Below are 26,235 nucleotides of genomic sequence, written 5' to 3'. Positions count from 1 at the left end.
CTCAGGCGTGGGCGGCGAAGGGGTGCATCACGCTGCGCCGCTTGGCGAGGATGTCGCTCACCTTGGGCTCGCCAGCCACCGCCCGCTTGATCGCCTCCTTGGTCGCCTGGTAGTTGAAGTCCTGGATCTTGTTGTCGTCGGCGGCCTCCCAGTGGATGAACACTCCCACGCAAATGAAGACGTCATCGGCCTCGTTCGCCGGGATGGTGCCATCCTCCACGCAGTCGGCCACCGCCATCGCCACGCCCCGCTGAGCCGGCCCGAACATCTGGGTCGCCTGCTTGGCGTTCTTGATAGTGACTTTATTGAACATCACGGTGTGGGGCTTCGCCGGCAGGTTGGGCGCAACCACCGCCAGAAGCGCTGTAAAACCGTCTTTGTTATTGGTCAAGGTATGGCAAAAAGCCGACTCGGCAGCACTGCCGCGGGGACCCATGATCAGGTCGATGTGGGCCACCTCGTTGCCGTCGCCCACCAAGGATTCGCCTACCAGGGTGCGGGTGATCTTAGCCATGGGTTTCTCCTTTTGTCGTTGGTTAGTGAAGAGTGGACCGAAGTCCAGCGCTTGGAGCGGCCGTCGACGGGACTGCATCGCGGCCGCCAAACTCCTTGTCGAGGATAGCTTGTAGCGATAAGGCGAACAAGCTCGCCACGGTCAAATCGGCGGTGGTGCCCGGATTGATGCCCCGGCGCTTCAATCGCCGGTCCCAATCGAGGAGCGTGGGCATGAGGCTTTGCGGATGGTGACAGCGCATCAACTCCATATCCCGCCGCGCTGCCTCAAGGCTCACTTCCCGCGCCACGGCGGGCCCGAGCTTGCGGGCCACGTGGGTATCCGGCTCCCGAGCGAGCAAGCCAAGATAGACGGCGGTGGCTGCCCACTCTTCGCCCTGCCAACGGGCGAGGGCCCAGGCGGCCCGGGGCACGCCCACGTCGAACACGTCCCGGAAGCCCTCGGCGTACTGGCGGGCGATCCCGTCCCGATGGCGGGCCGCCGCCATGGCCGCCACCAGCGTGACCCGGGGAGGCTCGTGCACGTCGTGCTCGGGGCTGCGGCCCAGGCCGCCCGGATTGGCGAGGCGGATGGCTCGGTAAGCGTCCTCCGCGTCTTTCACGTCCAGGCGCTCGAGCAACGCCGCGAGCCGCTCCCGCAGCGCCATTCCAGGCTGAGCCGCCAAGGCCGCCTGGGCGAGGGGCGCGCAGGCGAGGACGATGCCCAGATTGGTGTTGCAGCCCACCGCCGCCCGGGTCGCCTCGACCGCCCGCAGGATGCGCGTTCCTACCTTGAGTCCCGGCGCGGTCAGGGGGGCCACGATGGCCTGGGCGCTTAGGACGAAGTCCTCGGCCATCATGCCGTGCCCGTCCGAGTACACGCTCACGTTGCCGGGTTTGAGGGCCCGCACGTCGGCGAGGCAGGCCCCCATCAGGGCTCGAGCGACTTGGGCAGCGCGGGACACGGGCTCGTCCATGCTCAGCCGGCCGCCTCCAGCCGGACGCTTGAGCGGCGGGAGACGAGATCGTCCACCAGGAAGCGGGCGATGGGGACGCCGGTGGCGCCCTGGAGGCTGCGCCACGCCGGCATGCCGTTCACCTCGATCACGTAGGGATCGCCCTGACGGTCGACGATCACGTCCACCCCCGCGTAGTCCGCCTCCACCGCCCGGGCGGCGTCGCAGGCGAGCCGGGCCAGGGCCGGCTCCAGGGCCACCGCTTCGCAACGAGCGCCGCACGCGGCGTTGCTCACCCAGCTCGTCCCCCAGCGGCGCATGGCCGCCACCGCCGCGCCGCCGACCACGAAAACCCGGTAGTCGTGCCAACGGCCTTCTCCCGAGTCGATGTAGCGCTGCAGGTAGGCGACCCCATGGTACTCGGCCAGATCCGGCATGTCCGTCCCCGCGCCCAGCCGGCGCAGCCCCACCCCCCGGGAGCCGAACAAGGGCTTGATGACTACTTGATGGCCGGCGGCCGCTTCCTTGTCCAGCACCGCCCGCGCCTGCTCCCGGCTCTCCACCACCCAGGTGGGCGGGGTCGGCACCCCGGCCCGCCGCAGGAGAAAGCTGGTCATCGCCTTGTCCACGGTGCGCTCGATGGCCCGGGCGTCGTTATACACGGGAACGCCCACTTCCCGCAGGGCGTGGAGCACGTCCAGCCGCCACACCACCTGCTCCAGGGTGCCGCCGGGCACGCTTTTCACGAACACCGCCTCGGGCAGTTGGCGCTCGAACCCCGGCATGACGATGCCATGCCAGGCGGCGGCGAGATCGAGCCGGCACTCGGCAAGTCGCACGTAGCAGGTCTTGAGCCCCCGCGCCTGGAAGGCGCGCTTGAGCCGGGCGCCATGCCAGCCCGGCCCGTCGGTCACGATGGCCACGCGCCTAGTCATTCCCGCTCCCGAAGGAAGCTTCCAGCAAGGCGGCATCGATCCGCCCGGCGTGGAAACTGCGGCCGCTTCTCAAGCTGGTCACCACCACCTGGGCCGGGGCGAACAGCAGGGGATCGATGCGGTAGAAGTCATAGCCGTAGTCCTTGAACACCTGGGCGAAGGGCTTGCCGTAGTCCCGGGAGGCGGAAGAGGGCAGCCGCTCGGCCAGAGAGCGGGCGTCCTCGTCGGCGGCGTCCACGAACAGGTGGACCTCCCCCGCAAAGAGGATGGCGTCGTTGGTGCGGCCCATGGCGACGATGAAGTCGGCCGCCGGCGGCGGGATGGGAGCGGCTCCCGCCCCGTCCACCACCCGCTCCAGGGGAAAACCCAGGGCGTGCACCTTGTGCAACGCCACCTCCAGCACCCGGGCCACCACCTGGACCACCCCGGCGAGGCTACGCGTCGGAGTGAGGATGAGGGTGAGCCGGGAAGAGGCGACGCCGCAGTCCCGGATGACCTTGTCCACCACTTCCGGCGGCGGGCGCCGGTCCACTTCCAGCACCAGGCAGGCCTGGTCGGCCCGGTCCCGGTAGCCCAGCTCCTCGAACAGGGTTTCCCGGCCGGCCAGGGCCCGGGCCGGTCCAGACCCCAGGGCGTGAAAAGCCTCTTTGCCGCTGCCGGCGGACAGGCTCCAGCCCGCGTACTGGCTGCCCAGGCAGGCGAGCACCGGGTTCGACGAGTGGACGCACACCGCGACCGGCCAGCGCCCGCTCCGGCACAGGAGACTCACCCGCCCGAGTCCGCCCATGCAGATCTCGGCGATGCGCCGCCCGGCCTCGAGCCCGCCGCGCCCCTCGATCCCGGCGTCCACTAGGATGACCCCGTTCGCAAGCCGCTCCACGCCGATGCGCAGCGCCGGGGCCTCGGCGATCAAAGCCGACACCAGGGGGGCCGCCAGGGCGTTTACGCTGGGCAGCCCGGCGACGGAGGGTTCCCGACCGCTTTCGGTGTTCAATCCTTTCTCCAATGAACCCCGTGGCAGGGGCGTCGCGTTTTATCTGTCCTCACGCCGCGGCCGCGCCCAGGGCGGCGGCGATCCGGGCTTTTCGCCGGGCGGCGAGCCGCCAGGCGGCGCCGGGGGTCGCACCCCGGGAATGCACGGTACACACCGGCGCCCCCGGAGGGATACGCAGGCCTCCGCGGGGCAGGTCGCTGCACCAGGCGGGCCAACGCCACCCACCCGGGATGCGCACGGGAGCAGGGGCGTACACGATGGCGTGGGCCCGGATCTGGACCCGGCGCACCAGGGGCTCCCGGGGCAGCTCCCCCCTGCAGGCCCGCAGGTGCCCGTCGAACAGGCTCTCCCGGCAATCGACGTCGTACAGATCCAGGGTGGCGGGCGGCCGCGGGTTCACTTCCAACACTTGGACCTGCCCCAGGGGGTCCACCAGGAAGTCGAGGCCGTTCAGGCCCCGGAGCCCGGTTGCAGGGACCAGTCGTGCCAGGATGGCTTCCACCGCTTCCCGGATCCGGGCGGGAAGCCGGGCATGGCTGACCGCGCCTCCATAGAGATAGGGGGCGGAGGCCTCGTCCGCCGTGCGCTGCTCGCTGAACCCCACCAGGCGGGCCTCCCGGCCGTCGGCGAGAAACAGGGCGGAGCAACTGCGGCCGGGAATCCAGCGCTGGTAGTAGGTGCGCCCCCGTCCCCGGCGGGCCTTGTCCCCGGCTGGTGCCACGTGCCCCCCGCCCGCGCCCCCCGCCTGCTTGCGCAGCCATCCCTCCAGGACCGGCGGCCGCCTCAAGCGGGTTTCCGGGTACGGAATTTCCAGACGTTCCAGGAGGGGAAAGAACCGGCCCGGGTCCTTGACCAGGGCCAGGGTTTCCGGGGTATTGCCCCAGAGCCGGCGCCCGCGGGCAAGCCGGGCCAGCAGCCCGGGCCGGCGCTCGAATCCGGCCCCGTACACTAGGCCCGCGCAGGCCTCAGGCGGGCACAGGGCCTGGGCCGCACGGAGCAGCCGCCCGGCGTCGAAGCCGCCCGGACCCGCGCAGGCCCGGGAATGGATGGCGCAAGCCCGGGTGTCCAGGTCGTTGAAGAAATCCAGCACCACCACCCCGTGGCCCGCCCGCCGGGCCGAAGCCGCCAGCGCCCGGCCGGAAACGGCCGCGATCAGGAAGGGCGCCTCAGGCCGCATAGCGGCGCGCGGCGGCGAAAGCGTCCCGGAAGTCCAGGTAGAGCGCTTTGTCGCCCTTGAGCATTTCCTCGAACAGGCCCCGCTGAACCTGGTACTTGATGTTGCCGATGGCGAGGGCCCCGATGCCCACGGCTTTGCCCGAAGCCGCTTCCAGCGGGGCGCCGTCGTCCATCACGCCGACGCCCTCGATGCCCGCCGGCGGCACGGCGTTCACGTCCGCCGCCACGAGCAGCCGCGTGGCCCGGGCCAGATCCTTCTTGCTCGCCACCTGCACCCCCGCCTTGGCGGTGGCGAGCAGGATTTCCGTCTCGGCGATGAGGTCCGCCCGCTCCGCTGCCGAGGTGGCGCCCACCGCCTCGGTGCTGACCCCGTAGCGGGCGTTGGCCACCTGGGCGGTCATGCGGGCCCGCTCCAGGCTGGTGTGGCTGGCAACTTTCACCCTCGCCCCCGCCCCGGCGGCCAGCACCGCCGCGGCGGTGCCCACGGGCCCGGTGCCCCCGAGGATCAGCACCTGGCGGCCGGCGAAATCGGTCTGGTGGACTTTCTTGAGCTGGCGCTCCACCGCAGCCACCATGGCCGCCGCGGTGGTGAACGCCCCGCTCGGGTCGGCGAACACCGACACCTCGAAGGGCGGCACCATGGCGTTCCTCGCCGCGTCCAGCATGTCGGCGGCGAGCCCGATGTCCCGGCCGCCGATGAAAATGCCGGTGCGCTTCACGCCCTTGGGGCCGCGGGAGAAGATGGCGTCCTGGGTAAGGGAGGCCACCTGGTCCAGCATGACATCGGTATAGGGCACAACGGCGTTGTAACCCGCGTCCAGCGCCATGTTGACGTCGAACGGGCTCGCCTGGCGGGTCGGAGTAAAAAGGTGAAGGATGTAGGGCCTTTCCATGGAACGCGAGGGTCCTGTCGCTTAGCTCAACGGCGCGCCATGCGCAGCGCCGCCCGGATGCCGGGCCGTTGCTCCTCTTCGACGCTCAAGGCCGCGCCCTGGTTGCGGGCCCGGCACACCCGGAAGGAAAGGGGGCCGCCGTCGCCCCAGCGCGCCTCGAGGTCCCGCACCAGGGCAAGCGCCTCGGCCTCGCTGCCCGCCAGCGCGAAACCGGTGGGTCCCCAGGAACTCTGGCCGACCCCGGCCGCTCCCTGGCCTTCCAGCCAAGCCAGAACCTGGGCCACCCGGGGGCTGGCGAAGCGTCCGCCCTGGGCCGGGGCGAAATGGTCCCCCACCACCCGCTGCAGCTCGCTCACCGCCGCCCCGAAACTCGCCACGTCCGCCTCCAGCAGGGCCGGCAGGGCCTTGAGCAACACCAGCCGGCACAGCCGTCCCGCCGCCTCCTCGGGGAAGGGCGGAAGCCGACGAAAAGCCTCCATCTCTGCGGGGCCGTGCAGGCCGCGGGCCTCCCGGTCGAAAATCAGGATCACCCGCCACGCCTCGGGAAAGGGGACGCGGCTCACCACTGGGGGCGGAGCTTCACCCCGGCGGCCTCCGTCCACGATGAACCCGCCCTGCTCGAAGGCGCCCACGCCGATCCCGGAGCGCGCCCCCCGATCCAGCAGGCGCGCGATTTCCCGCGGCGGAAGGTCCAAATCGTACAGCCGGGCCACGGCGGCCCCCACCGCCAGGGCGAGCTGGGTTCCCGAGCCTAGGCCCACGTGCTCCGGAATCGCCGTCTCCACGGTCAGCCGCACGCCGCCCGGGAGGGAAAGCTGCTGCGCCAGCAGGCGCAGGCTGCCAAGGACCCGCTCGGCTTGAGGGCCCGAGGCGCTCAAATCGCCGGCCGGCTCGGCCCGCAGGCGCGTGGCCAGTCCTTCCAGGGTGAGCCCCAGGCTGCCGTAACACCGGTCCGCCGTTTCGCTCAGGTCCAGGAAGCCGAAGTGCAAGCGACACGGCGCTTCCACCACGACCACGCGGCGGCGATTCACGGATTGAAACATTTTCTTATTCTAGGGGCAGTCAGCGGGTGCCTCGAGTTCGGAACAAAGGGTTCAGCAACTATCATGCCACTACCGCCCGCTCCGCTGCATCAAGCCTTCCCGACGCCGGGCACCGAGAACCTGCGACGGGAGCGGAGCATTTTGTCACAGGGCACCCTTTTGAGGATTTCACAGAAACCGGGGCGCAGCCGTGTTTGCCTTGTCCGGCGCCCGTTTCGCTTTTATAAGGAGGGTAACGCGAGCACGGGAGGCTTTCTCCGCTGGCACGCTCTGTGCATTACTACCCGACCGCCAGATGCCATGGGCCCCCTTGCATTCCCAGCGCTACGATTCCTGCCTCGGATGCATCCCCGGCTGAGCCGCCGATGAGTTCCACCGGAGTGCTTGACCCTGTCGCCTGCCCGTTCTGCGGGCTGCTCTGTGACGATCTGCGCATCGCCGTCGACGAAGACCGTCTGACGGTGGCCGCCCACGGCTGCCCCATCAGCGTGGGCGCCTTCGCCGGACTGCCTCCTCAGGAGGCGGCACCCCGGATCGCGGGCCGCGCGGCGAGCCTCGAGGAGGCGGCGGTGGCGGCGGCTCATCTCCTCAAGGGCGCCCGCCAGCCGCTCTTTGCCGGCCTGGGAACGGACGTGGCCGGCATGCGCCGGGTATTGGAGCTGGCCGATCGCTGCGGCGCAGTGCTGGACCACATGAACGCCGAAAGCCTCTTGCGCAACGTGCGCACCCTGCAGGAGGCGGGCCTCATGTCCACCAGTTTGAGCGAGGTGAAAAACCGCGCCGACCTGGTGCTCATCGTGGGCGGCAACGTGGCGAGCCGTTATCCCCGCTTCTTCGAGCGGGTGGTGTGGAACGAGGACGCTCTGTTCCGCCCGGAGGGCGCCTGGCCCGAAGTGGTGTATCTGGGGGAGGCGGCCGACCCGTCCCCGGGAACGTCGCCGGACGGGCGCCCTCCCTGGGTGGTGCCCTGCCCCCGGGGGAAACTGATCGAGGTCATCGGCGCCCTGCGCTGCCTGGTGGCCGGCCGTCCCCTGGACGCCCGGGAGGCGGGCGGCGTACCCATGGAAAAGTTAGAGGCCCTGGCCGATCGGCTGCGCCGCGCCCGCTACGGGGTGGCGGTGTGGAGCGCTACCGACCTAGACTTCCCCCACGCCGAACTCACGGTCCAGTCTTTGTGCGATCTCGTCAAGGAGCTCAACCGGGAAACCCGCTTCTGCGGGCTACCCCTAGCGGGAAGCGACGCCGACTTCACGGCCAACGAGGTGCACGTGTGGCAGACGGGGGTTGCCTTGCGCTCAAGCCTCGCGGCCGGCTATCCCGAATACGATCCGTACCACTACGCCGCGGTGCGGCTACTCGCGCGCGGCGAGGCGGACGCCCTGGTGTGGATCTCCAGCCTAAGCGACCGTCCCCCGCCCGAGACCGACGTTCCCACAGTGGTGCTCGGCGGCGCGGGCCTCCTCCCGCCGCGGGAGCCCGAGGTCTTCATCCCGGTGGGAAGGCCGGGGGTGGACCACGCCGCCCATTTGTTCCGCGCTGACAAGGCGGTCGTGATGAGGCTCGGGCCCTTGCGGACGAGCGCGCTCCCGAGCGTGGCCCAGGCACTCTCCGCCATCCTGGACGCCTATTGCGCCTGACGGCCCACCGAGGAAAACCATGCTCATCCAGCTCGCCCGCGGCAAGGTCTACGATCCCGCCCACGGGGTGGACGGGGAAGTGAGGGACATTTACATCCGCGACGGGCGCATCGTCTCCGCTCCCGAGCCCGGCGCGCCGGTGGACCAGATTTACGATCTTGACGGCAAGATCGTCATGGCGGGCGCCATCGACCTACACACCCACATCGGCGGAGGCAAGGTGAACATCGCCCGGGCCATGCTGCCGGAGGACCACCGGGATAAGCGTCACCCCCGCACCGCCCTCACCCGCTCCGGCAGCGGCCATGCCGCCCCGTCCACCTGGTCCACCGGCTACCGCTACGTGGAGATGGGCTACACCGCCTGCTTCGAGCCCGCCATCGTGCCGGTCAACGCCCGCCAGGCCCACCTGGAGATGGGGGACACCCCCATCGTGGACCACGGCGGCTACGCCATGCTGGGCAACGACGATTTTCTCCTGCGCCTGATCCAGGAAGGCCGGGATCAGCGCTTGATCAACGATTACGTGGCGTGGATCCTGCACGCCACCCAGTGCATCGGCATCAAGGTGGTCAATCCCGGCGGCATCAGCGCGTTCAAGTTCAACCAGAGGAGCCTCGACCTGGACGAGCCCCACGCCCACTACGGGGTCACCCCCCGCCAGGTGGTACAGGCCCTCGCCCGGGCGGTGTACGAGCTGGGCGTGCCCCATCCCCTCCACGTGCACGCCTCCAACCTGGGGGTGCCGGGCAACGTGGAGACCACCCTGGCCACCATTGCGTCGGCGGAAGGTCTGCCCCTGCACTTGACCCATGTCCAGTTCCACAGCTACGGCACGGAAGGCGACCGCAAATTCTCTTCTGCGGCTGGGCGCATCGCGGAGGCGGTCAACGCCCATCCCAACGTCACCGTGGACGTGGGCCAGATCATGTTCGGCCAGACGGTGACCTGCTCTGGCGACACCATGGCCCAGCACAGGAACAGCGGCCACGCCCACCCGAAGAAGTGGATGGCCATGGACATCGAGTGCGAAGCCGGCTGCGGAGTGGTGCCCTTCCGCTACCGGGACAAGAACTTCGTGAACGCCCTGCAATGGGCCATCGGCCTGGAAATCTTCCTGCTGGTGAAGGATCCCTGGCGGGTTTTCCTCACCACCGACCATCCGAACGGGGCGCCGTTCACCAGTTACCCCCATCTCATTCGTTTGCTGACGGACCGGTCCTTCCGCCGGGACATGCTCGCCACCCTCCACCCGGACGCCGTCGCGATGAGCGCGGTGGGCGCGATCGAGCGGGAGTACTCCCTGTACGAAATCGCCATCATGACCCGGGCCGCGCCGGCCCGCATCCTGGGCCTCTCCGACCGGGGCCATCTGGGCCCGGGGGCCGCGGCGGACATCGTGGTCTACACCGAGCATCCGGACCGGGAGCGCATGTTCGCCGCGCCAGATTACGTGTTCAAGGACGGAGCGCTGGTGGCCCAGGGAGGGCGCATCGTGCAGGTCACCCGCGGACGGGTGCACATGGTGCGCCCGGCGTTCGACCGGGGGATCGAGAAGGAGCTCGAATCTTATTTCGACCGCTACCAGACCCTGGGCATGGAGCGCTTCAAGATCGGCGACGAGGAGATCCGGGAGTTGAGCGGTGAGCCAGTGGTGCATCCCTGCGCCGGGAGGGCGTCGGCGTGAAGGTGAACGGCGTGCTCATCGACGACACTTTCGCGGAGGCCTTCCCCATGCGGGCCACCCGGGTGATCATCACTGCCGACAGCCTGGAGTGGGCCTGCCACGCGGCCCGATCGGCCACCGGGTTCGCCACTTCCGTGATCGCCTGCGGCTGCGAGGCGGGCATCGAGCGGGAGCTCGCCCCCCACGAGACCCCCGACGGGCGGCCCGGCGTGGCAATCCTGCTCTTCTCCGTCTCCGGCAAGGAACTGGCCAAGCAGCTCGAGCGCCGCATCGGCCAGTGCGTCCTCACCTGCCCCACCACCGCCGCCTTCTCCGGCATCGAGGGCGGCGAGCCCATCCCCCTGGGCAAGAACCTGCGCTATTTCGGCGACGGGTTCCAGCTCTCCAAGCTGATCGGCGGCCGACGCTACTGGCGCGTCCCGGTGATGGACGGGGAGTTCTTGTGCGAAGAGTCGAGCGGCATGGTCAAGGCCGTGGGCGGGGGCAACTTCCTGATCCTGGCGGCCAGCCGGACGGCGGCGCTGCAGGCCGCCGAAGCGGCAGTCGCGGCGATGCGCCGCGTTCCCAACGTCATCCTGCCTTTCCCCGGGGGCGTGGTGCGCTCGGGCTCCAAGGTAGGCTCTAAGTACAAGGCCCTGCCCGCCTCCACCAACGACGCCTTCTGCCCCACTCTGCGGGGGCTCGTTGCCACGGCCCTCAGCCCGGACATCGAGGCGGTGCTGGAGATCGTGATCGACGGGTTGACGGATGCGGACGTGCGCTCCGCCATGGGCGTTGGTCTCAGGGCGGTGTGCGGGCTCGGCGCCGACGCCGGAGTGCGGCGCCTGAGCGCCGGCAACTACGGCGGCAAGCTGGGCCCGTTCCACTTCCCTCTGCGGGAGATCGTGGCGTGAGCCCCCTCACCTTCACCCTGCGCGAAACTCCGCGGCAGCGGGTGGACCTCTCGCCCCTCACCCCGGAGCGCCTCGCCGGAAAAGCCCTGGCGGAGATCGAGGCCCTGGAGCTCACGAGCGGCAACCGCAGGCTGCAGGTGAGGGAGCTGTTCGAGGTGAGCGGGACCGACGCTGCCACGCTGGTGATCCGGGGAGGCTGCGACCGTCTGGACCGCATCGGTCAGGGCATGGGGAGCGGCTCCATCCTGGTGGAGGGGGACGCGGGGGCCTACCTGGGTCTCGACCTGCAGGGCGGCGCGATCGAGGTGCGGGGCGATGCCGGCGCCTATTGCGCGAGCCGCATGGCGGGGGGGCTCATCCACATTCACGGCAACGCCGGGGACTTCCTGGGAGCCGCCTTGCCCGGGGAGCCCCACGGCATGCGGGGAGGGACCGTGGTGGTCCGGGGCAGCGCGGGGGACCGGGCCGCGGACCGCCTGCGGCGCGGCCAGGTGCTGATCGAGGGGAACGCGGGCCGGTATTGCGCCTCCCGTATGATCGCCGGCACCGTGGCCGTGCTGGGGCGGGTGGGGGAAGGCGTGGGCAGCGGCATGCGGCGCGGAACCCTGCTCCTCTCCGAGACGCCGCCCCTCCCGTCCACGTTCAACGAGAGTGGGACGTTCGAGCTCACCTTCTTGCCCCTGTTGATCGGCTCCTGGCGGGGATTGCCGGGGGCGTTCGCGACGCTCGCCCCTGCCCACCGAGCACGCCGCTACGTGGGCGACCGGGCGGCGGGAGGCCTGGGAGAAATCTTGATCCGGGCGTGAACGGTCAGTGGTTGGAGGAGCGCTTGACCAGGGCTTCCGCCCCGCTGAAGGTCATGGTCTCTTCGATCAGGGGCTTGCCATCGCCCGCGGCTTCTCCAGGGACGACCGTGCGGACCTGATAGACGCCCCCCGGCAGCTTGGGCGCCAGCACGAAAACGTAGACCTTGTCGGCGAAGCGTTGGTAACGCTCCTTTCTCGGGTCGCTCACGTAGGGAGCGACCTTGATCTCCGTGCCGGCGAACTCCTCGCCGCGGAAGGACACCTTAACCGGACGCACCTCCGCGCTCTCGGCGAACGCCTTGCTGATCAGGCGCTTGAAATAGCGCCAGTTGCCTCCCGTCAAGCGCTGCATCTCCAGGATATCCCGGTTGAGAAAGTACATGAGCACCGGATTGCCGCGGGCGTTTTCCACCGGGGGAAAGCTCTTCTCCCGGTCACCGGTCAGGAACTGGGTGGATACGAACTTGCTGCCATCCGGTTGCACCCGTTCGACGAACACATCCACGTTATCCTGGAACCCGGACTCCAGAACCCCCTCCTTCTTGAAGCTGTAATGGAGGGTGTTCGGCCGGGTGATGGGCTGCAGGTGGTCGGTGAGGAAAAGGAGCGTCTCGGCGCTGGAATATTTTTCCCCTCTCTCCTCCGCCTGGGCGGTGGAAAGGACAAGGCCGGCGGCGACGAGCACCGTCAGACCAAGGGACTTCACGGGATTCAAGCGGCTCATGATGGCAGAGTTCCTTTCGATCAAAACGATTATTTCCGCTCCCAGGCGTCGAGGCCCAGGAGGGCCGAAGCGTTCAATGCAGCGCCATGGACTGCCGAAGTTTTTCCGCCAGCCGGGGACTCAAACCCGCCAGGACCTTGAGGGCGTAGTCCGCTTCCGCGTTTTCCGCCAGGGCCACCTGGGCGAGCCCCAGGTAATACCAAGTCTCGGCGCTTTCCGGGTCTAAGGCCAGCGCCCGGCGGTAGGCCTGGACGGCCTGGTGATCCTGGTTCAGATAGTGCAATGCCTTGCCCAGGGCGAGCCAGGCGTTGGCGTTGTCCGCCTCTTTCCAGGACCAGGCCTCCGCCACCTCCCGCAGGGCCGTCCATTGGTTTCCCGCCTCCAGGGCCGCGGCCCGCAGGAAATAGGGCTGGTCTTCCAGGGGCCGCTCCCAGAACGCCCGACCGCCCGTGAGGGGCTCCACTTTTTCCAGGGCGTGGTCCAGGTTGCGGAAGATCCATTCCAAGGGCAGGGAAAAGTGATAGGCCTGCTCGCCCCGGTATTTGAAGGTCACCAAGCCCACAAGGCGCCCTTCCTCGTCGAACAGCCCTCCGCCGCTTGCCCCCGAGGTGAAGGGGGTCGTGCTCTGGATGACGCCCCCCCCGTCGTAGTCGTAGAGGGCCTTGATTTCTCCCTTACTCATCTGGGGCGCAACGCCCCCCACGTAGCCCACGGCGATCACCGCCTGTCCCACCTTGAGCTTGTCGGGGCTGAAGGCCACCACCGGGGCGGTAGCATGGGGCACGTGCAGCAGGCACAGGTCGTGGTCCATATCCCTGGACTGGGTATGGGCGGTCCATCGGGCGCCGGCTTGCCCCACCTGGATGGAGCGGGCCTTGCGGGTCACGTGGCAGTTGGTGGCCACGATCCCCTCCTTCACCACTACGCCGCTGCCGATGTTGACGCTCCCGTCGGCGTTGTAGGCCTCCACCTTCACCACGCTCGGGATGAGCTTGAAAAACAGCTTGGGATCGAAATCGGCTCGGACGGAAAAGGGGAGCAGGACACCGACCATCGCCGGAAGCCACATGCAGCGTCGCATCACGTCAACCTCGCGCCACCGCCCTGCCCTCCCCTTGACCGGGCAGCAACCTGATCAAACCATTCTGCCTATCCGTATCCCGCGATCCTCGCCGCGCCCTCCCGGGGGTTCAGTTGGCCTTCCCGTGGATGATCCGACCTTGGTCGTCCACTAGGGGCACATTGTAATCCTCCAGAATCGCCCGGATGCCCGGGGCGTTGCGCTCGATCAACTGTTCGACCTGCGCCTTCCATTCCCGTTCGCCGAAACGAACCCCCATGGCGATGGGGTAATCGAACTTGATCTCCGGGTCCGGCCCGAACGGCACCACCGCGAGCTGCGGGGAATTCAACCGCTTGGCGAAGTAGCCGGCGATGGGCCCCCAGACGAAGGCCACGTCGATTCTCCCGGAAGCTAGGTCCCGCTCGATGATCTCGCCGGGGTAGTCCTCCGGGTCGCCGCTCATGCGCTGGTAGAAGATGGCCTGGCCGATCAGGCCATGGCGCAGCAGCCAGTCCACCGGCGGCGTCTGGGCGAAGACCCCCAGTTTCAGCGCTTTGAGCGTGGTTCCCTCCAGCCGCGGCAGATCTTCGGGCGTCTTCACGCCGTCCAGGCCTCTGCCTTTGACGTAGACCAGGGCGTAGGTGGAGCGGTAATAGGGCTTGGTGGTGGAAGCCAGCTCGTAGCCCACCGGCAGGCCCATGATGAGATCGCACTTGTAGTTTCCGCTCGCCGGGTCCCGGGCTCGCAGGGTGTTGCGCACGAAGCCGATGCGCTGGGGAAACCAGGTGTAATCGAGCCCCCAGCCCAGGTCCCGGGCGAACAGCTCGGCGATCTTGTTTTCGAAGCCTTCCTGGTTGCGGTGGGAGAAGGGCAGGTTGTTGGGATCGGCACAAACCCGCAGCACCTTGCCCTCGGCGCTGGCCCTCTCCTGGGCCTGGGCCGCCAGGGCGAAGCCGGCAAGGGCCGCGGCGGCCAGGACGACCCGCCACCCGGCACCGCCCCGCGGCGAGATTCGGTTTTTCATCCGGAATTCCTCGGGAAGGAGGCCTTACTTCAACTCCTCCAGCCGTCCCGGCGGAATCTTGCCGTCGGAGCGGCCCTTGAGATAAGCGTACAGGTTGTCCAGGTTATCGGTCACCATCTTGCTGTTGGCGAAGCCCGGCATGCCCCGCTCCGGCCGGCCGTTGAGCAACGTTTCCTTGAACTGCTCCCTGGTCATGACCTTCAGGCTCTCGATCAGGGACGGGCCCACCAGGCCCTCCTGCCGGGCGCCGTGGCAACGGTCACAGGCAAGCGCCCGCCAGGTTTTCCACCCCGCCAGGGTATCGGGATCCACCTTGTTCCCCTCCACCCGGTAAAGGGGTTTGCCCTCGCTCTGGCCGAGCGGCGCGGTCCCTGCCGCATGAGAAGCCGAGGTTACCATCAAAAGCGCCGCCGCTACCGCAATCGATCCTCTCATCTTCCTTTCCTAAGAAACAGTGGACGCAGAAAAAATTACTGACATCCCGACGCGGGTCTCGGCCGGGATGTCAGTAACGAAGCTTAGAACAAAGGGACCCTGAAGGGTTAGCCTTGTCCCTGGGTTACGGCAGGGAGAAGACCGTCAGCACGCCGCCCAGCTCGGTGTAGCGGGCGAGCTCCCGGTAGCCGCCCACCGCGCCCAGGCCGTCGGTATCCTTCTCCAGGCCCGCCGCCAAGCCGATGCCGGCCCAGCCGCCGATCCCCGAGAGAATCCCGATGTACTGCTTGCCCTTGTATTCCCAGGTGGTGACGTTGCCGATGATGCCCGAGGGGGTCTTGAATTTCCACAGCTCCTTCAGGTCTTTGGTGTCCACGGCCTTGATCCAGCCGTCGAGGGTGCCGTAGAAGGCCACGTCGCCGGCGGTGACCAGGGCGCCGCTCCACACCGAGAACTTCTCGGGCTTGGAAGCTACGATTTTGCCCTTGTCCGCGTCCCAGATGATGAAGTTGCCCATGCCGCCGTGGCTACCAGGCGCGGGATACATGGACAGGGTCGCCCCCACGTAGGGCTGGCCGGCCACGTATTCCACCTGGAACGGCTCGTAGTCCATGCACACATGGTTGGTGGGCACGTAGAAGAGACCGTTCTTGGGATTGAACGCCGCTGGTTGCTGGTCCTTGGACCCCAAGGCCGCCGGGCAGATGCCCTTCACGTTGATGTCCGGCCCGCGATCCGGCGAGGTGTGCTTGGAGGTGGCGTACTTCTTCACCACCTGCGGACGGCCGGTCTTCATGTCCACGTGGGTCGCCCAGTTCACCTTCGGATCGTATTTCTCGGCCACCAGCAGCTCGCCGCTCGCCCGGTCCATGGTATAGGCGAAGCCGTTGCGGTCGAAGTGCACGAGCGCTTTACGCTTCTTGCCCTTTACCGTGATGTCGGCCAGGATCATCTCGTTGACGCCGTCATAGTCCCACTCGTCGTGGGGCGTCATCTGATAGACCCACTTGGCCTGGCCGGTGTCCACGTCCCGGGCGAAGATGGTCATGGACCACTTGTTGTCGCCGGGGCGCTGGGTCGGGTTCCAGGTGCTGGGGTTGCCCGAGCCGTAGTACATCAGGTTGAGATCCGGATCGTAGCTGTACCAGCCCCAGGTGGTGCCGCCTCCGATCTTCCACTGGTCCCCCTGCCAGGTCTTGAGCGACGAGTCCTTGCCCACCGGCGCCATCTTGCCGTCGGTCCAGGTCATGGTCTTGTCCGGATCGAAGCACATCTCGTTGTCCGGACCGGTGCTGTAGCACTTCCACACCTGCTTTCCGGTGTTGATGTCGTACGCCGCAATGAAGCCGCGCACGCCGAACTCGCCGCCGGAAATCCCGGTGAAGACCTTGTCCTTGAACACGTGGGGGGCGTTGGTGTTGGTCTCGCCGATCTTCGGGTTGCCGTTGACCGTCTTCCACACCTCCTTGCCGGTCTTGGCGTCCAAGGCCACCAGGGTGGTGTCCGCCTGCTGCAGGAAGATCTTGCCCTCCGCGTAGGCGAGGCCCCGGTTCACCGTGTCGCAGCACATGACCGGGATCACGCTCGGATCCTGCTTGGGCTCGTACTTCCACTTGATGCTGTAGTCGTCCAGGCTGATGGCGAAGACCTTGTTGGGGAACGGCGTGTGGACGTACAAGGTGTCGCCGAGCACCAGGGGACCGCCTTCGTGCCCGCGCAGCACCCCCGTAGAGAACTGCCAGGCGACCCGCAGGTTCTTGACGTTGTCCTTGTTGATCTGCTTGAGCTCGCTGTAGCGCCAGTTGTAGAAGTTCCCGGCCGGCATGACCCATTGCTTGGGGTCTTTCTGCAGCTTCGCCAGCTCGGCGTTCGCCGCCGCCAGCCCCGGCACCGCCAGGGCCATCAACGCCAGCGGCCATTTGAATTTCGCTCTCATCGCCAGATCCTCCATTGTCGTTCAGCACGGGTTTGAGAATCTCATCCCCCTCACAGCGCGCAACACCTTCCCCCGATTCCGGGAGAAGGTGAAGGGTAATGCTTCCATTACCTGATGGGCGCGAAGCACATCGTATGCCAATCCGGAAAGCGCCCCTGGGCCGGGACGGCGGCGACACAATCCTTCTTTTTCATCGGGTTAGAGAAACGCTCGGGACTTCTCCCGGTGTGTCAGAATTGACTCTGTGCAACCGCGTGCGTGAACATGTTGTGTCACACCTCGCCGCCGGCGAGGGGCGGCGGGGGAACGGCAAGACCGCCGCCGAGTCCGGGAAAGACGGTGGGCGAACGTCCCCCGGACGCCCGTTTCTTCAAACCCATAGCGCATGAGGTGGCAGCGATGGAGCCCAAGACAAGCCTCCGGGTCTACACGGAAGAAGAGATCAAGGAACGCCTGGCCCGGGAATTGCCCCACTGGTATTACGAAGACGGCTGGATCCGCAGGAAATACCGCACCCACGGCTGGAAGGGCACCCTGATGGTGGTCAACGCCGTGGGACACCTGGCGGAGGCCGCCTGGCACCACCCGGACCTGACGGTGTCCTACGCCTTCGTCATCGTGAAGCTGGTGACCCACGTGGCCCGGGGCGTCACCGACAAGGACTTCGCCCTGGCCAAGAAAATCGAGGAAGTGGTGCAATGGCAACCGGGCAAGGAGGGCGGACCCCTGGAGGGCACGCCCCAGGACGATCCCCGAGTCTGGTACATCAAATACGACTAGCGAGGCGAGGGCCCCGGCGGGTTCTCGCTGCGGCGCAGCGAAGACTGGCCGTCCTCAGGTCCCTCTTGGGGTGGATGGCCCTCGGCTTCGCGGCCGCCGCCGGCGCCGCGCCCCTCACCGCCGAGGAGGTGAAGGAGCGGCTCGCCCGGGCGACCCGGGAGCAGCCGGCCGACTTCACCGGCCAGGATCTCTCCAACCAGGACCTGAGCGGCCTGGATTTCCGCAACGCCCGGCTCCCCCGGGCCAATCTCTTCGGTGCCAAGCTGGTGAACGCCAACCTGGCGGGCGTCGACCTCTCGGGCGCCAACCTGGACGCCACCTGGCTCATGGGCACCGATCTCACCGGGGCCAACCTGGAGAAGGCGAGCCTCTTTGCCCCGGTCATCCGCCAGCCGAAGCTCAAGGGGGCGAACCTGTCCGGCGCCCGGGTGATCGCCCATCTGGCCGGGTTGGACCTCTCGGGTGTCAACTTCGCCAACGCCCGGCTGGGCGTGGATATCCGCAACCAGCCCATGGGACAGATGCGCAACGACTTCACCAGCGCCAACCTCTCCGGGGCCAACCTGGAGGGGGCGGACGTGAACCGGGCGCTGCTGCGCTTCGCCAATCTGCAGGGGGCCAGCCTTCGCGGCGCCAACCTCTTCCGCGCCGACCTCTCAGGCGCCGACTTGACCGGCGCCGATCTCTCGGGGGCCGATCTCACCGAGGCCGACCTGGAGCGGGCGGTGCTCAAGTGCGCGAAAGGCCTGGACACGGTCAAGGGGCTCGACCAGGCGCGCAACCGGGACAAGGCGATCTACTAAGCGGCGCGGAAGCGGCGGCGATGGGGAAACGCCTTCTGTTCGTCTGGCTCGCCGGCCTAGCGCCGGCACTGGCCGGCGCGCCTCTCCCGGTGGAGGAGGTGGCGCCGGGCGTCTTCGTCCATGGGGGCGCCCAGGAGGAAACCTCCGCCGCCAACCGGGGGGCCATCGCCAACATCGGCTTCGTCGTGGGAAGCCGCTGCGTGGCGGTGGTGGATACCGGCGGCAGCCTCTCCGTCGGCCGGGGGCTGCGGGAGGCGGTGCGCGCCAGGACAGCCCTTCCCGTCTGCTACGTGATCAACACCCACGTCCACCCCGACCATCTCCTGGGCAACGCCGCCTTCGTCGGGGACAAGCCCCAGTTCGTAGGCCACGCCCGGCTTCCCGCGGCCCTCGCCGCCCGGGCCAGGACCTATCTCGCCGCCCTGTCCCGCGCCCTGGGCCCCGCGGCGGGGATGACGCCCCTCGTCCCGCCGGACACCTCCGTCCAGGACACCCTGATCCTGGACCTGGGCGGGCGGCGCCTGGAGCTGCGCGCCTGGCCCACGGCCCACACCGACCAGGATCTCACCGTGTTCGACGAGCAGACCGGCACCTTGTGGCTCGGCGACCTGCTGTTCGTCGAGCGGATCCCGGTGATCGACGGCAGCGCCCGGGGCTGGCTCCAGGTGACGGGAGCCCTGCGGGGGCTTCCAGTGCAGCGCGCCGTGCCCGGCCACGGCCCGGTCACCGTGCCCTGGCCGGCAGCCCTGGAGGCCCAGGAGCGTTACCTCGCCACCCTGGTGGAAGAGACCCGGCGGGCGATCAAGCACCGGTTGACCCTTCAGCAGGCGGTCGACTCGGTGGGACTGGCGGAACGGGGGAAGTGGCTGCTCTTCGACCTCTACCACCCCCGCAACGTGACCGCGGTCTATACCGAGCTGGAGTGGGAGGATTAGCGATTGGGAGAGGGTTCTTCCGATCGGCGCCGGCGAGAGGTGCTCCCGCCGGGGGGAGAGGGCCAAGCAGCGCCAGGGCCCCGGCCGGCGCGACCCCTCCCTCCGGTACAATGCAGAAGTCCGCAAGGAGACGTCCCATGAGAAACTTTCCCTTCGCTCCGGTCGTGGGCTTGGCGCTACTCCTTCTCGCCGGGAGCCCAGCCCAGGCCGCCGGCCCCACCCCTGACCCGGACACCGAAACATGGCGCAAGGTGAAGAGCGCCCTGTTCGGCGAGCGCCCCGTCGCCGCAGGCGCGCAAGAGGTGATCCAGTTGGAGGCGCCCGCCCGGGCCGAGGACGCGGCCACGGTCCCCATCGCCATCAAGACCTTCCTGCCCCAGGAGTCGGAACGGCACATCCGGCGGGTCTACCTCATCATCGACAAGAACCCTTCGCCGCTGGCTGCCGTCTTCCACTTCTCCCCCGACGCCGGCCGGGCCGACCTGGAGACCCGGGTGCGCATCGAGGAATACACCCATGTGCGGGCGGTGGCGGAGACGAGCGACGGCCGGCTCTACGCGGCCACCCGCTACGTGAAGGCGTCGGGGGGCTGTTCGGCGCCGGCGGGCAAGGATCCCGCCGCGGCGCTGGCCCGCCTGGGCAGGATGAAGTTCCGGCTGGACGCGCCGGTAACCCTCCACCAGCCCAACCTAGCCCAGCTCATGATCAGCCACCCCAACCACTCGGGACTCGCCATGGACCAACTCACCCGGCTCTACACCCCGGCCCACTACGTGCGCCAGGTCACCGTGAGCTACGCCGGCAAACCGGTGCTCACGGCGGAGGTGGACTTCTCCATCAGCGAAAACCCCAACTTCCGCTTCTACTTCGTGCCCCGGGAAGCGGGGGAACTCAGGGCGGAGGTGGTGGACTCCAAGGACCTCAAGTTCGAAACCAGCGTCCTCGTCCGGCCGGGGATGGCCGGCGGCTCCTGATCAACGGCAGCCTTGCCCTTTTTCCCGCATGTCCCGCACCAGGTAGGACACGCCCCGGCGCCAGGAGGTGTCGGTGTTGCCGCGGATGTCCACGGACTTGTTGAGCCGGGTCGCGCCGGTGGCCACGTCCTTGATCTCCACGTTGATGTTGAGGATCAGGTTGCTCACCTTCTGCACCCAGGCGAGGGCCACCAGGTCGGCGCCCAGGGCCTTGCCGATATCCAGCTCGCAGCCGTTGCACTGGCGCAGCTCCTGGGAGGCCTTGTACTTCTCGATCAAGGCCTGGGCCGGCCCGTTGTCCAGCACCCGGCACAGGCCCGCCTGGGAGAGCTCTTCGCGCAACTGCCGGGAGATCATCGCGAGCCGCTCCCGCTGGGCGGACACGGACGCCTGGTCCCCGGAATCGTCGATGATCTCGAAGTCCATGACCGCGACGGACTTGACCGGCCCCGCCGGGGCGGCGTAGGCACTGCAGCCCAGGAGCAGCGGGAGCGCCAGCGCCGCGGGGGCTGCCCTGCGGAAAAGCGGTTTCCATGACTTCGTCATCGGCGAGGGCCCCCAGGCTCAGACGCCGCACGCCTTGAAAGCGCGCGCCTGCACATCCCGATATTTCTTGATCATGTCCTTGACGAAGTCCGGGTCGCGGAAAACCCCCATGCGCTCGCCGCCCATCTCCCGGTAGCGGGCCGCTGCGGAGGCTTCCACGTACTCCTCGTAGGGCATCTCCTTGGCGATGAAGTCGATGGCGCAGGAGCACTTGTAGAGGTACTCCTGCTTGCCGCGATGATCGTACATGCACGCCAGGACGTACTCCACCCGGTCCTGGGTCGGGTAGTCGTAGGCCGACGCCACGCCGGGCGCGAATAAAACGAGGATCACCAGCAGCCGCCATTTCATCCGGGGTCTCCTTTACGAGGAATGCAGCGATGGACGGGACGCGGTCGCCGCGATTGCGCGGGCGCGGCGCGCGTGCAATAGTAAGCCAACTTCGTCCGGGAATGCCAGCGACGGCGTCCGCGAGCCCGCTTCGATGGTCCGGCTTTTGCCCTCGAAATCCCACGGCATGTTCCCCTTCCGCGCCTTCGCCCGCCGCTTGGTACTCCTAGCGATCGCCGCCGTCTTCCTCGCCTTGGCCGCGCCCCGTCCGGCGGCCGCGCAAGGCCTGACCCCCGTGCCGGTGGCGCCCGACGTGTACGCTTTCGTCGGCGCCCTGGCCGAGCCCGCGGTGGAAAACCTGGGCTTCGTCGCCAACCAAGGATTCATCGTGGGCGACTCAGGGGTGATCGTCATCGACACGGGGACCCACCACGCTCACGCCGAGGCGATGCTGGCCGCCATCCGACGGGTGACGGACCGCCCGGTGGCGCTGGTCATCAACACCCACGCCGCTCCAGAGCGGGTGCTGGGCAACGGGGTCTTCGCCGCCCGGGGCGCGCCCATCCTGGCCCACCGGGACGCCGTCCGTTACATGGAGGCGAACTGCCACACCTGCATCCGGCGGCTGGCCGATGCCCTGGGCGGGGAAACCATGGCCGGCACGAGCGTCACCCTCCCCACCCGGGCCGTGGACGGAAGCGTGACGCTGGAGGTGGCGGGGCGGCGGCTTTCGCTGCTGCACTTCGGCTGGACCTTGGCGGGGGATCTGGCGGTGCTGGACCAGGAAAGCGGCGCGCTCTTCACCGGCGACCTGGTGTGCCTGGACCGGGTACCGGAGGCTCGGGACACCCGGTTGGACGTCTGGCTCGCCGCCCTGCAAGCTCTACGGGATCTCCCCGTGCGCGTCCTGGTGCCCGGCCGGGGGCCGGTATCCGATCCCCGGCGCGTCGCCGACACGCGAGCCTATCTGGAAGCGCTGCAGCAGGCGGTGCGGGCCCGCTACGAGGAAGGAGACAGCTTGAGCGAAGTCACCGCCCGGGCGGCGGTGCCGGCGTTCCAGGGCTGGGCCTTGTATGCCCGTTTACATGCCGCCAACGTCCACCATTTGTATCTGGAGCTGGAGAACAAGGCCCTCGCCGAATAGCGCCCGCTTCGGAACTTGTGTCTAGACGTAAGGTGCGTTGAGCCGTAGGCGAAACGCACCGACAGCCGAAACGCCCCGCTGTAGGATAAGACCCCCCGAAACGGTGCGCCAAGGCGCACCCTACTATCTGGAAGCGCCGCAGCAGGCGGTGCGGGCCCGCTACGAGCGGTAGGGTGCGTTGAGCGGAAGCGAAACGCACCGTTGCCGGGTGAGTCGCTCGGGGCGGTCGCGCCAAGTCGCCCCCTGCCTGGCACGGCTCTTGCGCAATACCGGAGGCGACAGGCGCAAGGGGTGGTTCAATGCGGATAGCAGCGCCCCGAGTGGTGTCGTTTCCTCCGTTTTCTCCTCCACTTGGCTTGGGAGACCGGCGTTGAACCGGTCTCCCATTTTCTTTTCCCGTCCGCAAGTGCGCAAGGAATTGAGCATGGGGCTGTCACACAATGTAGCGATTGCGTTGCTCCCCGTGTGACACCGGGATTGTCTTCCCGTGGCGCCGGCCGCCATCCCGCCGGATTCCCCGTCTTTACCCTAACCCTTTCCCCGCATTCGATTTTTTTTTCTTTTGCCCGGGCGAGCCGGCGGCTTCCGGCGGGCCCGTCCCCCGGCCGGGAAGCCCCGGATTCCATTGGCATATTAATTGCCAAAGGCGTACGGATTGGCTTTGGCGAGGAGGGTTCTTAGCGCTCATTTCGCGCACGCACCGGTTTCAAGCAGGTTTCCCTGGGCACTCATCAGGGAGCAGAGCGAAGCGGACGATTCGATTCGGGCGGCGATGGATGTTTGCGTGCCCGAAGACGAAGAAGGGGTGTTGTTGACTTCAACTTTGCTTCACTTCTGAAGAGGGGAGGTTGGGCGATGGTACAGCGCAAGAAAATCTGCACGGCAGTGGCGGGAGCGCTCGCGCTCCTGGGCGTCTCCAGCGCGCAGGCGGAATTGAGCTGGAAGGCGGGGGACTGGGATCTGTCCTTCAGCGGCAACGTGAACGGCTTTGCCACCTTCAACGACTGCGACAACAACCCGGTTACGGTGGCAGGGGGGCTCGCCTGTAACGGCGCAGGCCAGGACGAGCAGAACATCGAGTCGGGGCTACTGCCGAGCGCCTTGGTCTTCTCCGCCAAGACGCGGCAAATGGATTTCGACATCAGCGTCACCCTGGGCTTCTATCCGGGCCTGAACGACACCAACGTGGGCGGCGGCAAGACGGGGATCGGCTCCACCAGCATCGACATGCGGCAGAACTTCCTGACCTTCGGTGACAAAAGCTGGGGCACGATCAAGGTGGGCCGAGACCTGGGGATTTTCGGCAGCGACGCCATCCTCTCCGACATGACGCTCCTGGGGGTGGGCTCCGGTGCCGCCTTTCTGGGGGGCAACACCACCCTGGGCCGCATCGGCGCAGGCTACATCTACGCCGACTGGATTCCCCAAATCACCTACTGGTCTCCTAACTTCAACGGCTTCCAGTTCGCCGGCGGTATTTTTTCAGGCTTTGACTACATTGCGTTTTCCGGGCATCCGAACACGGCCACGCTCAGCAAGCAGGACGAGCCGGGTTTCCAAGCCAAGCTCACCTACGACTGGTCGGGGATCGGGGGCACTTCGGGCCGGGTGTGGCTGGGAGGGATGACCCAGAAGACAAAATCGAACGGGGGTACGGATAGTGCACCGGCCGGATCGAGCGTGGATGGCCGGGGCTTTGACGTGGGCGCCAAGGTGGGCTTCGGCGGCCTGGAAGTGGTGGGCTATTACTACAACGCCAAGGGTCTGGGCACCACCGCCATCGGCTTCGACGGCGCGGCCGTCGTCGGTGGCACGGTGGACGAGCGGGATTCGGACGGCTTCTATGTCCAGGCCACCTACACCTTCGGCAAGCCCAAGCTGGGGGTGAGCTATGGGGAAAGCCGGCTGGACCTGGCGGGCAACGAAACCGTGGCCACCAGCGGGACCCTGGTCAAGAAAAACCAGTCCATCGTGGTGGGCCTCTACTACGCCCTCACCAAGAGCCTGAACCTGGTGGCCGAGTACATCAACACCGAAGCCGAGGCCCATAACGGCGTGAAGAACAAGGACGACGCCGTCGCCCTGGGCGCCATCCTCTTCTTCTGATCCATCCCCAGAGACGTTCCCGCCGCCCGGGCGCCATGCCCGGGCGGTTTTCTTTCAAGTTCATGAAAATCATGAGCGCCTCCTCACGATTTCGCGGCTTTCGGGCCGACGGACGCGAAAGCAAAATGCCGTATTGAGCGCCCGTCGCCGGGCGAACCATCGGGGCGTGCGCCGGCCTTTTTTCCAGGCCCTCTCCCCTGTCCCCTCTCCCTGGGGAGAGGGAAACCGGATGGGGCCGCCCGTCCCTCTGATTCGAGGCCGCAAAGCGCCTGATGAAAGTCCGAGTCCTCGGCTCCGCCGCCGGCGGCGGCTTCCCCCAATGGAACTGCAACTGCCCGAACTGCCGGGGGGCACGGGCTGGCCGGCTCAAGCCCCGCACCCAGTCCTCCATCGCGGTGGCGGGGGACCACGGCCGCTGGGTGCTGTTCAACGCCTCCCCGGACGTGCTGGCCCAGATCGCCGCCTTCCCCGGCATGTGGCCTCGGGAGGGGCTGCGGGACACGGGGATCGCCGCCATCGTGCTGATCGACGCCCAGATCGATCACACCACCGGGCTCTTCCTGCTGCGGGAGGGCGCCCCCCTGGAAGTCCACTGCACCGAGCGGGTGCGGGAGGATCTGACCCGCGGCAACCCCGTTTTCCGCGTCCTGGAGCACTACTGCGGCGTGCGCTGGCACCGGGTACCCATCGACGGCTCCCCCTTCGAGGTGGCCGGGGCGAGCGCGTTGCGCTTCACCGCCGTGCCCCTGAAGAGCAACGCGCCTCCCTTCTCCCCCCAGCGCGACCGGCCGCTTCCTGGCGACAACATCGGCGTGCGGGTGGAGGATCGCGATAGTGGCAAGAGGCTGTTCTACGCCCCTGGGCTGGGGGAAATGGAGCCCCATTTGGAGCCCCTTTTCGCCTCGGCCGATTGCCTCCTGGTGGACGGCACCTTCTGGACCGACGACGAGATGGTGCGGCTCGGGATCTCCGCGAAGCGGGCCCGGGACATCGGCCACCTGCCCCAGTCCGGGCCCGGGGGCATGATGGAAGTCTTGGACCGTTACCCCCGGGCGCGCAAGATCCTGATCCACATCAACAACACCAACCCGATCCTGGACGAGGCGAGCCCCGAGCGGGCGGAACTCGCCGCCCACGGTATCGAAGTGGCCTGGGACGGGATGGAGATCGAGCTGTAGGAGGAGCCATGGGCGCCGGCGACGAGCGGCCTTGGACGCGGGAAGAGTTCGAGCAGAAGCTGCGGGAGAAGGGGGCTGGATACCACATCCACCACCCCTTCAACGTGCGCATGAGCGCAGGCCAGCTCACCCCTGACCAGATCCGGGGTTGGGTCGCCAACCGCTTCTATTACCAGATCAACATCCCCTTGAAGGACGCGGCCATCCTTTCCAACTGCCCGGACCGGGAAGTGCGCCGCCAGTGGATCCAGCGCATCATTGACCACGACGGCCGCGAGGGGGACGAAGGCGGCATCGAGGCTTGGATAAGGCTGGGCATGGCCTGCGGCATGACCCGGGAGGAGATCGTGTCGCTCAAGCATGTGCTGCCGGGGGTGCGCTTCGCCGTGGACGCCTACGTGAACTTCGCCCGCACCCGCCCCTGGCAGGAAGCGGTGTGCGCCTCCCTGACCGAGCTTTTCGCGCCCCAGATCCATAGGGAGCGGCTGGCCAACTGGCCCCAGCACTATCCCTGGATCGACCCGGCCGGCTACGAATACTTCCGCAAGCGCCTGTCGGAGGCCCGCCGGGACGTGGCCCATGGCCTGGAAATCACTCTGGACTATTTCAAGACCCGGGCCCAGCAGGAGCGGGCCTTGGAGATCCTGCAGTTCAAGCTGGACGTGTTGTGGACCCTGCTGGACGCGATCCAGCTCGCCTATTGCCCGAAGGAGCGGCCATGATCCAGGCGGTAGGGCGTATAGAG

General features: G+C 67.8%; 26 protein-coding genes. 12 read left to right on the top strand and 14 right to left on the bottom strand.

The annotated features are described in order from the left end of the window. Nucleotide 1 precedes the first annotated feature (1 nt). From fae to ACUVYZ_RS07545, 7 genes are read right to left on the bottom strand one after another with little or no spacing between them, the layout of a single operon-like run. Nucleotides 2–514 (bottom strand): formaldehyde-activating enzyme, encoded by a 513-nt coding sequence (fae, locus tag ACUVYZ_RS07575; protein ID WP_439933843.1) that lies wholly within the window; start codon nucleotides 512–514, stop codon nucleotides 2–4. Nucleotides 515–536: 22 nt separating this feature from the next. Then, entirely contained in the window at nucleotides 537–1,469 is a 933-nt protein-coding gene (locus ACUVYZ_RS07570; RefSeq protein ID WP_439933842.1) for a triphosphoribosyl-dephospho-CoA synthase, read from the bottom strand. A 2-nt stretch (nucleotides 1,470–1,471) separates the two neighbouring features. Beyond that, nucleotides 1,472–2,383 carry an ATP-grasp domain-containing protein gene (locus ACUVYZ_RS07565; protein ID WP_439933841.1) on the bottom strand — a complete coding sequence of 304 codons (912 nt, stop codon included), beginning with the start codon at nucleotides 2,381–2,383 and terminating at the stop codon, nucleotides 1,472–1,474. Continuing rightward, entirely contained in the window at nucleotides 2,376–3,377 is a 1,002-nt protein-coding gene (mch, locus tag ACUVYZ_RS07560; RefSeq protein ID WP_439933840.1) for a methenyltetrahydromethanopterin cyclohydrolase, read from the bottom strand. The genes ACUVYZ_RS07565 and mch overlap by 8 nt, the downstream gene beginning before the upstream one ends. A gap of 49 nt (nucleotides 3,378–3,426) precedes the next feature. Further along, nucleotides 3,427–4,554, bottom strand: coding sequence for an ATP-grasp domain-containing protein (locus ACUVYZ_RS07555; RefSeq protein WP_439933839.1), 1,128 nt, complete (start codon nucleotides 4,552–4,554; stop codon nucleotides 3,427–3,429). After that, the gene (locus ACUVYZ_RS07550; RefSeq protein ID WP_439933838.1) at nucleotides 4,544–5,446 is read right to left on the bottom strand and encodes an NAD(P)-dependent methylenetetrahydromethanopterin dehydrogenase; all 903 of its coding nucleotides are present in this window, start codon (nucleotides 5,444–5,446) and stop codon (nucleotides 4,544–4,546) included. The genes ACUVYZ_RS07555 and ACUVYZ_RS07550 overlap by 11 nt, the downstream gene beginning before the upstream one ends. 26 nt (nucleotides 5,447–5,472) lie before the next feature. Beyond that, nucleotides 5,473–6,489: a beta-ribofuranosylaminobenzene 5'-phosphate synthase family protein gene (locus tag ACUVYZ_RS07545; RefSeq protein ID WP_446033050.1), complete on the bottom strand. Its 1,017-nt coding sequence runs from the start codon at nucleotides 6,487–6,489 to the stop codon at nucleotides 5,473–5,475. A gap of 365 nt (nucleotides 6,490–6,854) precedes the next feature. On the opposite strand from ACUVYZ_RS07545, the gene ACUVYZ_RS07540 reads away from it, so the two are divergent. From ACUVYZ_RS07540 to ACUVYZ_RS07525, 4 genes are read left to right on the top strand one after another with little or no spacing between them, the layout of a single operon-like run. After that, complete coding sequence (locus ACUVYZ_RS07540; RefSeq protein ID WP_439933836.1) at nucleotides 6,855–8,126, top strand: formylmethanofuran dehydrogenase subunit B; 1,272 nt, start codon at nucleotides 6,855–6,857, stop codon at nucleotides 8,124–8,126. 19 nt (nucleotides 8,127–8,145) lie between these two features. After that, nucleotides 8,146–9,813 (top strand): formylmethanofuran dehydrogenase subunit A, encoded by a 1,668-nt coding sequence (locus ACUVYZ_RS07535; protein ID WP_439933835.1) that lies wholly within the window; start codon nucleotides 8,146–8,148, stop codon nucleotides 9,811–9,813. Then, nucleotides 9,810–10,706 carry a formylmethanofuran--tetrahydromethanopterin N-formyltransferase gene (gene fhcD, locus ACUVYZ_RS07530; protein WP_439933834.1) on the top strand — a complete coding sequence of 299 codons (897 nt, stop codon included), beginning with the start codon at nucleotides 9,810–9,812 and terminating at the stop codon, nucleotides 10,704–10,706. The genes ACUVYZ_RS07535 and fhcD overlap by 4 nt, the downstream gene beginning before the upstream one ends. Beyond that, a complete protein-coding gene (locus tag ACUVYZ_RS07525) occupies nucleotides 10,703–11,512 on the top strand; it encodes a formylmethanofuran dehydrogenase subunit C (protein WP_439933833.1) in 810 nt (269 codons plus the stop codon). Before fhcD ends, ACUVYZ_RS07525 begins: the two co-directional genes overlap by 4 nt. Nucleotides 11,513–11,516: 4 nt before the next feature. Here the strand turns inward: ACUVYZ_RS07525 and ACUVYZ_RS07520 are convergent, their stop codons facing one another. From ACUVYZ_RS07520 to ACUVYZ_RS07500, 5 genes are all read right to left on the bottom strand, one after another. Beyond that, complete coding sequence (locus tag ACUVYZ_RS07520) at nucleotides 11,517–12,236, bottom strand: hypothetical protein (protein ID WP_439933832.1); 720 nt, start codon at nucleotides 12,234–12,236, stop codon at nucleotides 11,517–11,519. 73 nt (nucleotides 12,237–12,309) lie between these two features. Further along, the gene (locus ACUVYZ_RS07515) at nucleotides 12,310–13,317 is read right to left on the bottom strand and encodes a S1 family peptidase (RefSeq protein ID WP_439933831.1); all 1,008 of its coding nucleotides are present in this window, start codon (nucleotides 13,315–13,317) and stop codon (nucleotides 12,310–12,312) included. Nucleotides 13,318–13,426: 109 nt separating this feature from the next. Beyond that, a complete protein-coding gene (locus ACUVYZ_RS07510; protein ID WP_439933830.1) occupies nucleotides 13,427–14,323 on the bottom strand; it encodes a substrate-binding domain-containing protein in 897 nt (298 codons plus the stop codon). Between the two features lie 24 nt (nucleotides 14,324–14,347). After that, on the bottom strand, nucleotides 14,348–14,758 hold the full coding sequence (locus ACUVYZ_RS07505) for a c-type cytochrome (protein WP_439933829.1): 411 nt from the start codon (nucleotides 14,756–14,758) through the stop codon (nucleotides 14,348–14,350). 124 nt (nucleotides 14,759–14,882) lie between these two features. Beyond that, a complete protein-coding gene (locus ACUVYZ_RS07500) occupies nucleotides 14,883–16,694 on the bottom strand; it encodes a methanol/ethanol family PQQ-dependent dehydrogenase (protein ID WP_439933828.1) in 1,812 nt (603 codons plus the stop codon). A 399-nt stretch (nucleotides 16,695–17,093) separates the two neighbouring features. Here ACUVYZ_RS07500 and ACUVYZ_RS07495 point away from each other — a divergent pair, with 399 nt between their 5' ends. The 4 genes from ACUVYZ_RS07495 (at nucleotide 17,094) to ACUVYZ_RS07480 (ending at nucleotide 20,186) form a co-directional block, all read left to right on the top strand. Further along, a complete protein-coding gene (locus ACUVYZ_RS07495; protein WP_439933827.1) occupies nucleotides 17,094–17,474 on the top strand; it encodes a 4a-hydroxytetrahydrobiopterin dehydratase in 381 nt (126 codons plus the stop codon). Nucleotides 17,475–17,548: 74 nt separating this feature from the next. Continuing rightward, nucleotides 17,549–18,277 carry a pentapeptide repeat-containing protein gene (locus tag ACUVYZ_RS07490; protein WP_439933826.1) on the top strand — a complete coding sequence of 243 codons (729 nt, stop codon included), beginning with the start codon at nucleotides 17,549–17,551 and terminating at the stop codon, nucleotides 18,275–18,277. Between the two features lie 20 nt (nucleotides 18,278–18,297). Beyond that, nucleotides 18,298–19,212 (top strand): quinoprotein relay system zinc metallohydrolase 2, encoded by a 915-nt coding sequence (locus ACUVYZ_RS07485; RefSeq protein ID WP_439933825.1) that lies wholly within the window; start codon nucleotides 18,298–18,300, stop codon nucleotides 19,210–19,212. 137 nt (nucleotides 19,213–19,349) lie between these two features. Then, nucleotides 19,350–20,186, top strand: a complete 837-nt coding sequence (locus ACUVYZ_RS07480) for a quinoprotein dehydrogenase-associated SoxYZ-like carrier (RefSeq protein WP_439933824.1) — start codon at nucleotides 19,350–19,352, stop codon at nucleotides 20,184–20,186. Here the strand turns inward: ACUVYZ_RS07480 and ACUVYZ_RS07475 are convergent, their stop codons facing one another. Further along, nucleotides 20,187–20,732: a DUF3280 domain-containing protein gene (locus tag ACUVYZ_RS07475; RefSeq protein WP_439933823.1), complete on the bottom strand. Its 546-nt coding sequence runs from the start codon at nucleotides 20,730–20,732 to the stop codon at nucleotides 20,187–20,189. 18 nt (nucleotides 20,733–20,750) lie between these two features. After that, nucleotides 20,751–21,083 carry a hypothetical protein gene (locus ACUVYZ_RS07470; RefSeq protein WP_439933822.1) on the bottom strand — a complete coding sequence of 111 codons (333 nt, stop codon included), beginning with the start codon at nucleotides 21,081–21,083 and terminating at the stop codon, nucleotides 20,751–20,753. Between the two features lie 133 nt (nucleotides 21,084–21,216). Here ACUVYZ_RS07470 and ACUVYZ_RS07465 point away from each other — a divergent pair, with 133 nt between their 5' ends. From ACUVYZ_RS07465 to pqqC, 4 genes are all read left to right on the top strand, one after another. Next, on the top strand, nucleotides 21,217–22,206 hold the full coding sequence (locus ACUVYZ_RS07465) for an MBL fold metallo-hydrolase (protein WP_439933821.1): 990 nt from the start codon (nucleotides 21,217–21,219) through the stop codon (nucleotides 22,204–22,206). A gap of 855 nt (nucleotides 22,207–23,061) precedes the next feature. Beyond that, entirely contained in the window at nucleotides 23,062–24,312 is a 1,251-nt protein-coding gene (locus ACUVYZ_RS07460) for a porin (protein ID WP_439933820.1), read from the top strand. Between the two features lie 272 nt (nucleotides 24,313–24,584). Then, nucleotides 24,585–25,490: a pyrroloquinoline quinone biosynthesis protein PqqB gene (pqqB, locus tag ACUVYZ_RS07455; protein ID WP_439933819.1), complete on the top strand. Its 906-nt coding sequence runs from the start codon at nucleotides 24,585–24,587 to the stop codon at nucleotides 25,488–25,490. An 8-nt stretch (nucleotides 25,491–25,498) separates the two neighbouring features. Continuing rightward, nucleotides 25,499–26,212 (top strand): pyrroloquinoline-quinone synthase PqqC, encoded by a 714-nt coding sequence (gene pqqC, locus ACUVYZ_RS07450; RefSeq protein WP_439933818.1) that lies wholly within the window; start codon nucleotides 25,499–25,501, stop codon nucleotides 26,210–26,212. Nucleotides 26,213–26,235 lie beyond the last annotated feature (23 nt).

This window comes from Pelomicrobium sp. P1, assembly GCF_052805615.1.
Note: the sequence above shows the minus strand (reverse complement) of the source record. Positions and strands in the feature narration are given on the sequence as shown.

Bases quoted from the DNA above. Each gene is read 5' to 3' on its own strand.
- ACUVYZ_RS07500 (WP_439933828.1), bottom strand. From the start codon at position 16,694: ATGAGAGCGAAATTCAAATGGCCGCTGGCGTTGATGGCCCTGGCGGTG.
- ACUVYZ_RS07570 (WP_439933842.1), bottom strand. From the start codon at position 1,469: ATGGACGAGCCCGTGTCCCGCGCTGCCCAAGTCGCTCGAGCCCTGATG.
- ACUVYZ_RS07540 (WP_439933836.1), top strand. From the start codon at position 6,855: ATGAGTTCCACCGGAGTGCTTGACCCTGTCGCCTGCCCGTTCTGCGGG.
- ACUVYZ_RS07470 (WP_439933822.1), bottom strand. From the start codon at position 21,083: ATGAAATGGCGGCTGCTGGTGATCCTCGTTTTATTCGCGCCCGGCGTG.
- ACUVYZ_RS07460 (WP_439933820.1), top strand. From the start codon at position 23,062: ATGGTACAGCGCAAGAAAATCTGCACGGCAGTGGCGGGAGCGCTCGCG.
- pqqB (WP_439933819.1), top strand. From the start codon at position 24,585: ATGAAAGTCCGAGTCCTCGGCTCCGCCGCCGGCGGCGGCTTCCCCCAA.
- ACUVYZ_RS07545 (WP_446033050.1), bottom strand. From the start codon at position 6,489: ATGTTTCAATCCGTGAATCGCCGCCGCGTGGTCGTGGTGGAAGCGCCG.
- ACUVYZ_RS07465 (WP_439933821.1), top strand. From the start codon at position 21,217: ATGGTCCGGCTTTTGCCCTCGAAATCCCACGGCATGTTCCCCTTCCGC.
- ACUVYZ_RS07490 (WP_439933826.1), top strand. From the start codon at position 17,549: ATGGCCCTCGGCTTCGCGGCCGCCGCCGGCGCCGCGCCCCTCACCGCC.
- ACUVYZ_RS07515 (WP_439933831.1), bottom strand. From the start codon at position 13,317: ATGCGACGCTGCATGTGGCTTCCGGCGATGGTCGGTGTCCTGCTCCCC.
- fae (WP_439933843.1), bottom strand. From the start codon at position 514: ATGGCTAAGATCACCCGCACCCTGGTAGGCGAATCCTTGGTGGGCGAC.
- pqqC (WP_439933818.1), top strand. From the start codon at position 25,499: ATGGGCGCCGGCGACGAGCGGCCTTGGACGCGGGAAGAGTTCGAGCAG.
- ACUVYZ_RS07480 (WP_439933824.1), top strand. From the start codon at position 19,350: ATGAGAAACTTTCCCTTCGCTCCGGTCGTGGGCTTGGCGCTACTCCTT.
- ACUVYZ_RS07565 (WP_439933841.1), bottom strand. From the start codon at position 2,383: ATGACTAGGCGCGTGGCCATCGTGACCGACGGGCCGGGCTGGCATGGC.
- ACUVYZ_RS07505 (WP_439933829.1), bottom strand. From the start codon at position 14,758: ATGAGAGGATCGATTGCGGTAGCGGCGGCGCTTTTGATGGTAACCTCG.
- ACUVYZ_RS07475 (WP_439933823.1), bottom strand. From the start codon at position 20,732: ATGACGAAGTCATGGAAACCGCTTTTCCGCAGGGCAGCCCCCGCGGCG.
- ACUVYZ_RS07485 (WP_439933825.1), top strand. From the start codon at position 18,298: ATGGGGAAACGCCTTCTGTTCGTCTGGCTCGCCGGCCTAGCGCCGGCA.
- ACUVYZ_RS07555 (WP_439933839.1), bottom strand. From the start codon at position 4,554: ATGCGGCCTGAGGCGCCCTTCCTGATCGCGGCCGTTTCCGGCCGGGCG.
- ACUVYZ_RS07550 (WP_439933838.1), bottom strand. From the start codon at position 5,446: ATGGAAAGGCCCTACATCCTTCACCTTTTTACTCCGACCCGCCAGGCG.
- ACUVYZ_RS07535 (WP_439933835.1), top strand. From the start codon at position 8,146: ATGCTCATCCAGCTCGCCCGCGGCAAGGTCTACGATCCCGCCCACGGG.
- ACUVYZ_RS07495 (WP_439933827.1), top strand. From the start codon at position 17,094: ATGGAGCCCAAGACAAGCCTCCGGGTCTACACGGAAGAAGAGATCAAG.
- ACUVYZ_RS07520 (WP_439933832.1), bottom strand. From the start codon at position 12,236: ATGAGCCGCTTGAATCCCGTGAAGTCCCTTGGTCTGACGGTGCTCGTC.
- ACUVYZ_RS07510 (WP_439933830.1), bottom strand. From the start codon at position 14,323: ATGAAAAACCGAATCTCGCCGCGGGGCGGTGCCGGGTGGCGGGTCGTC.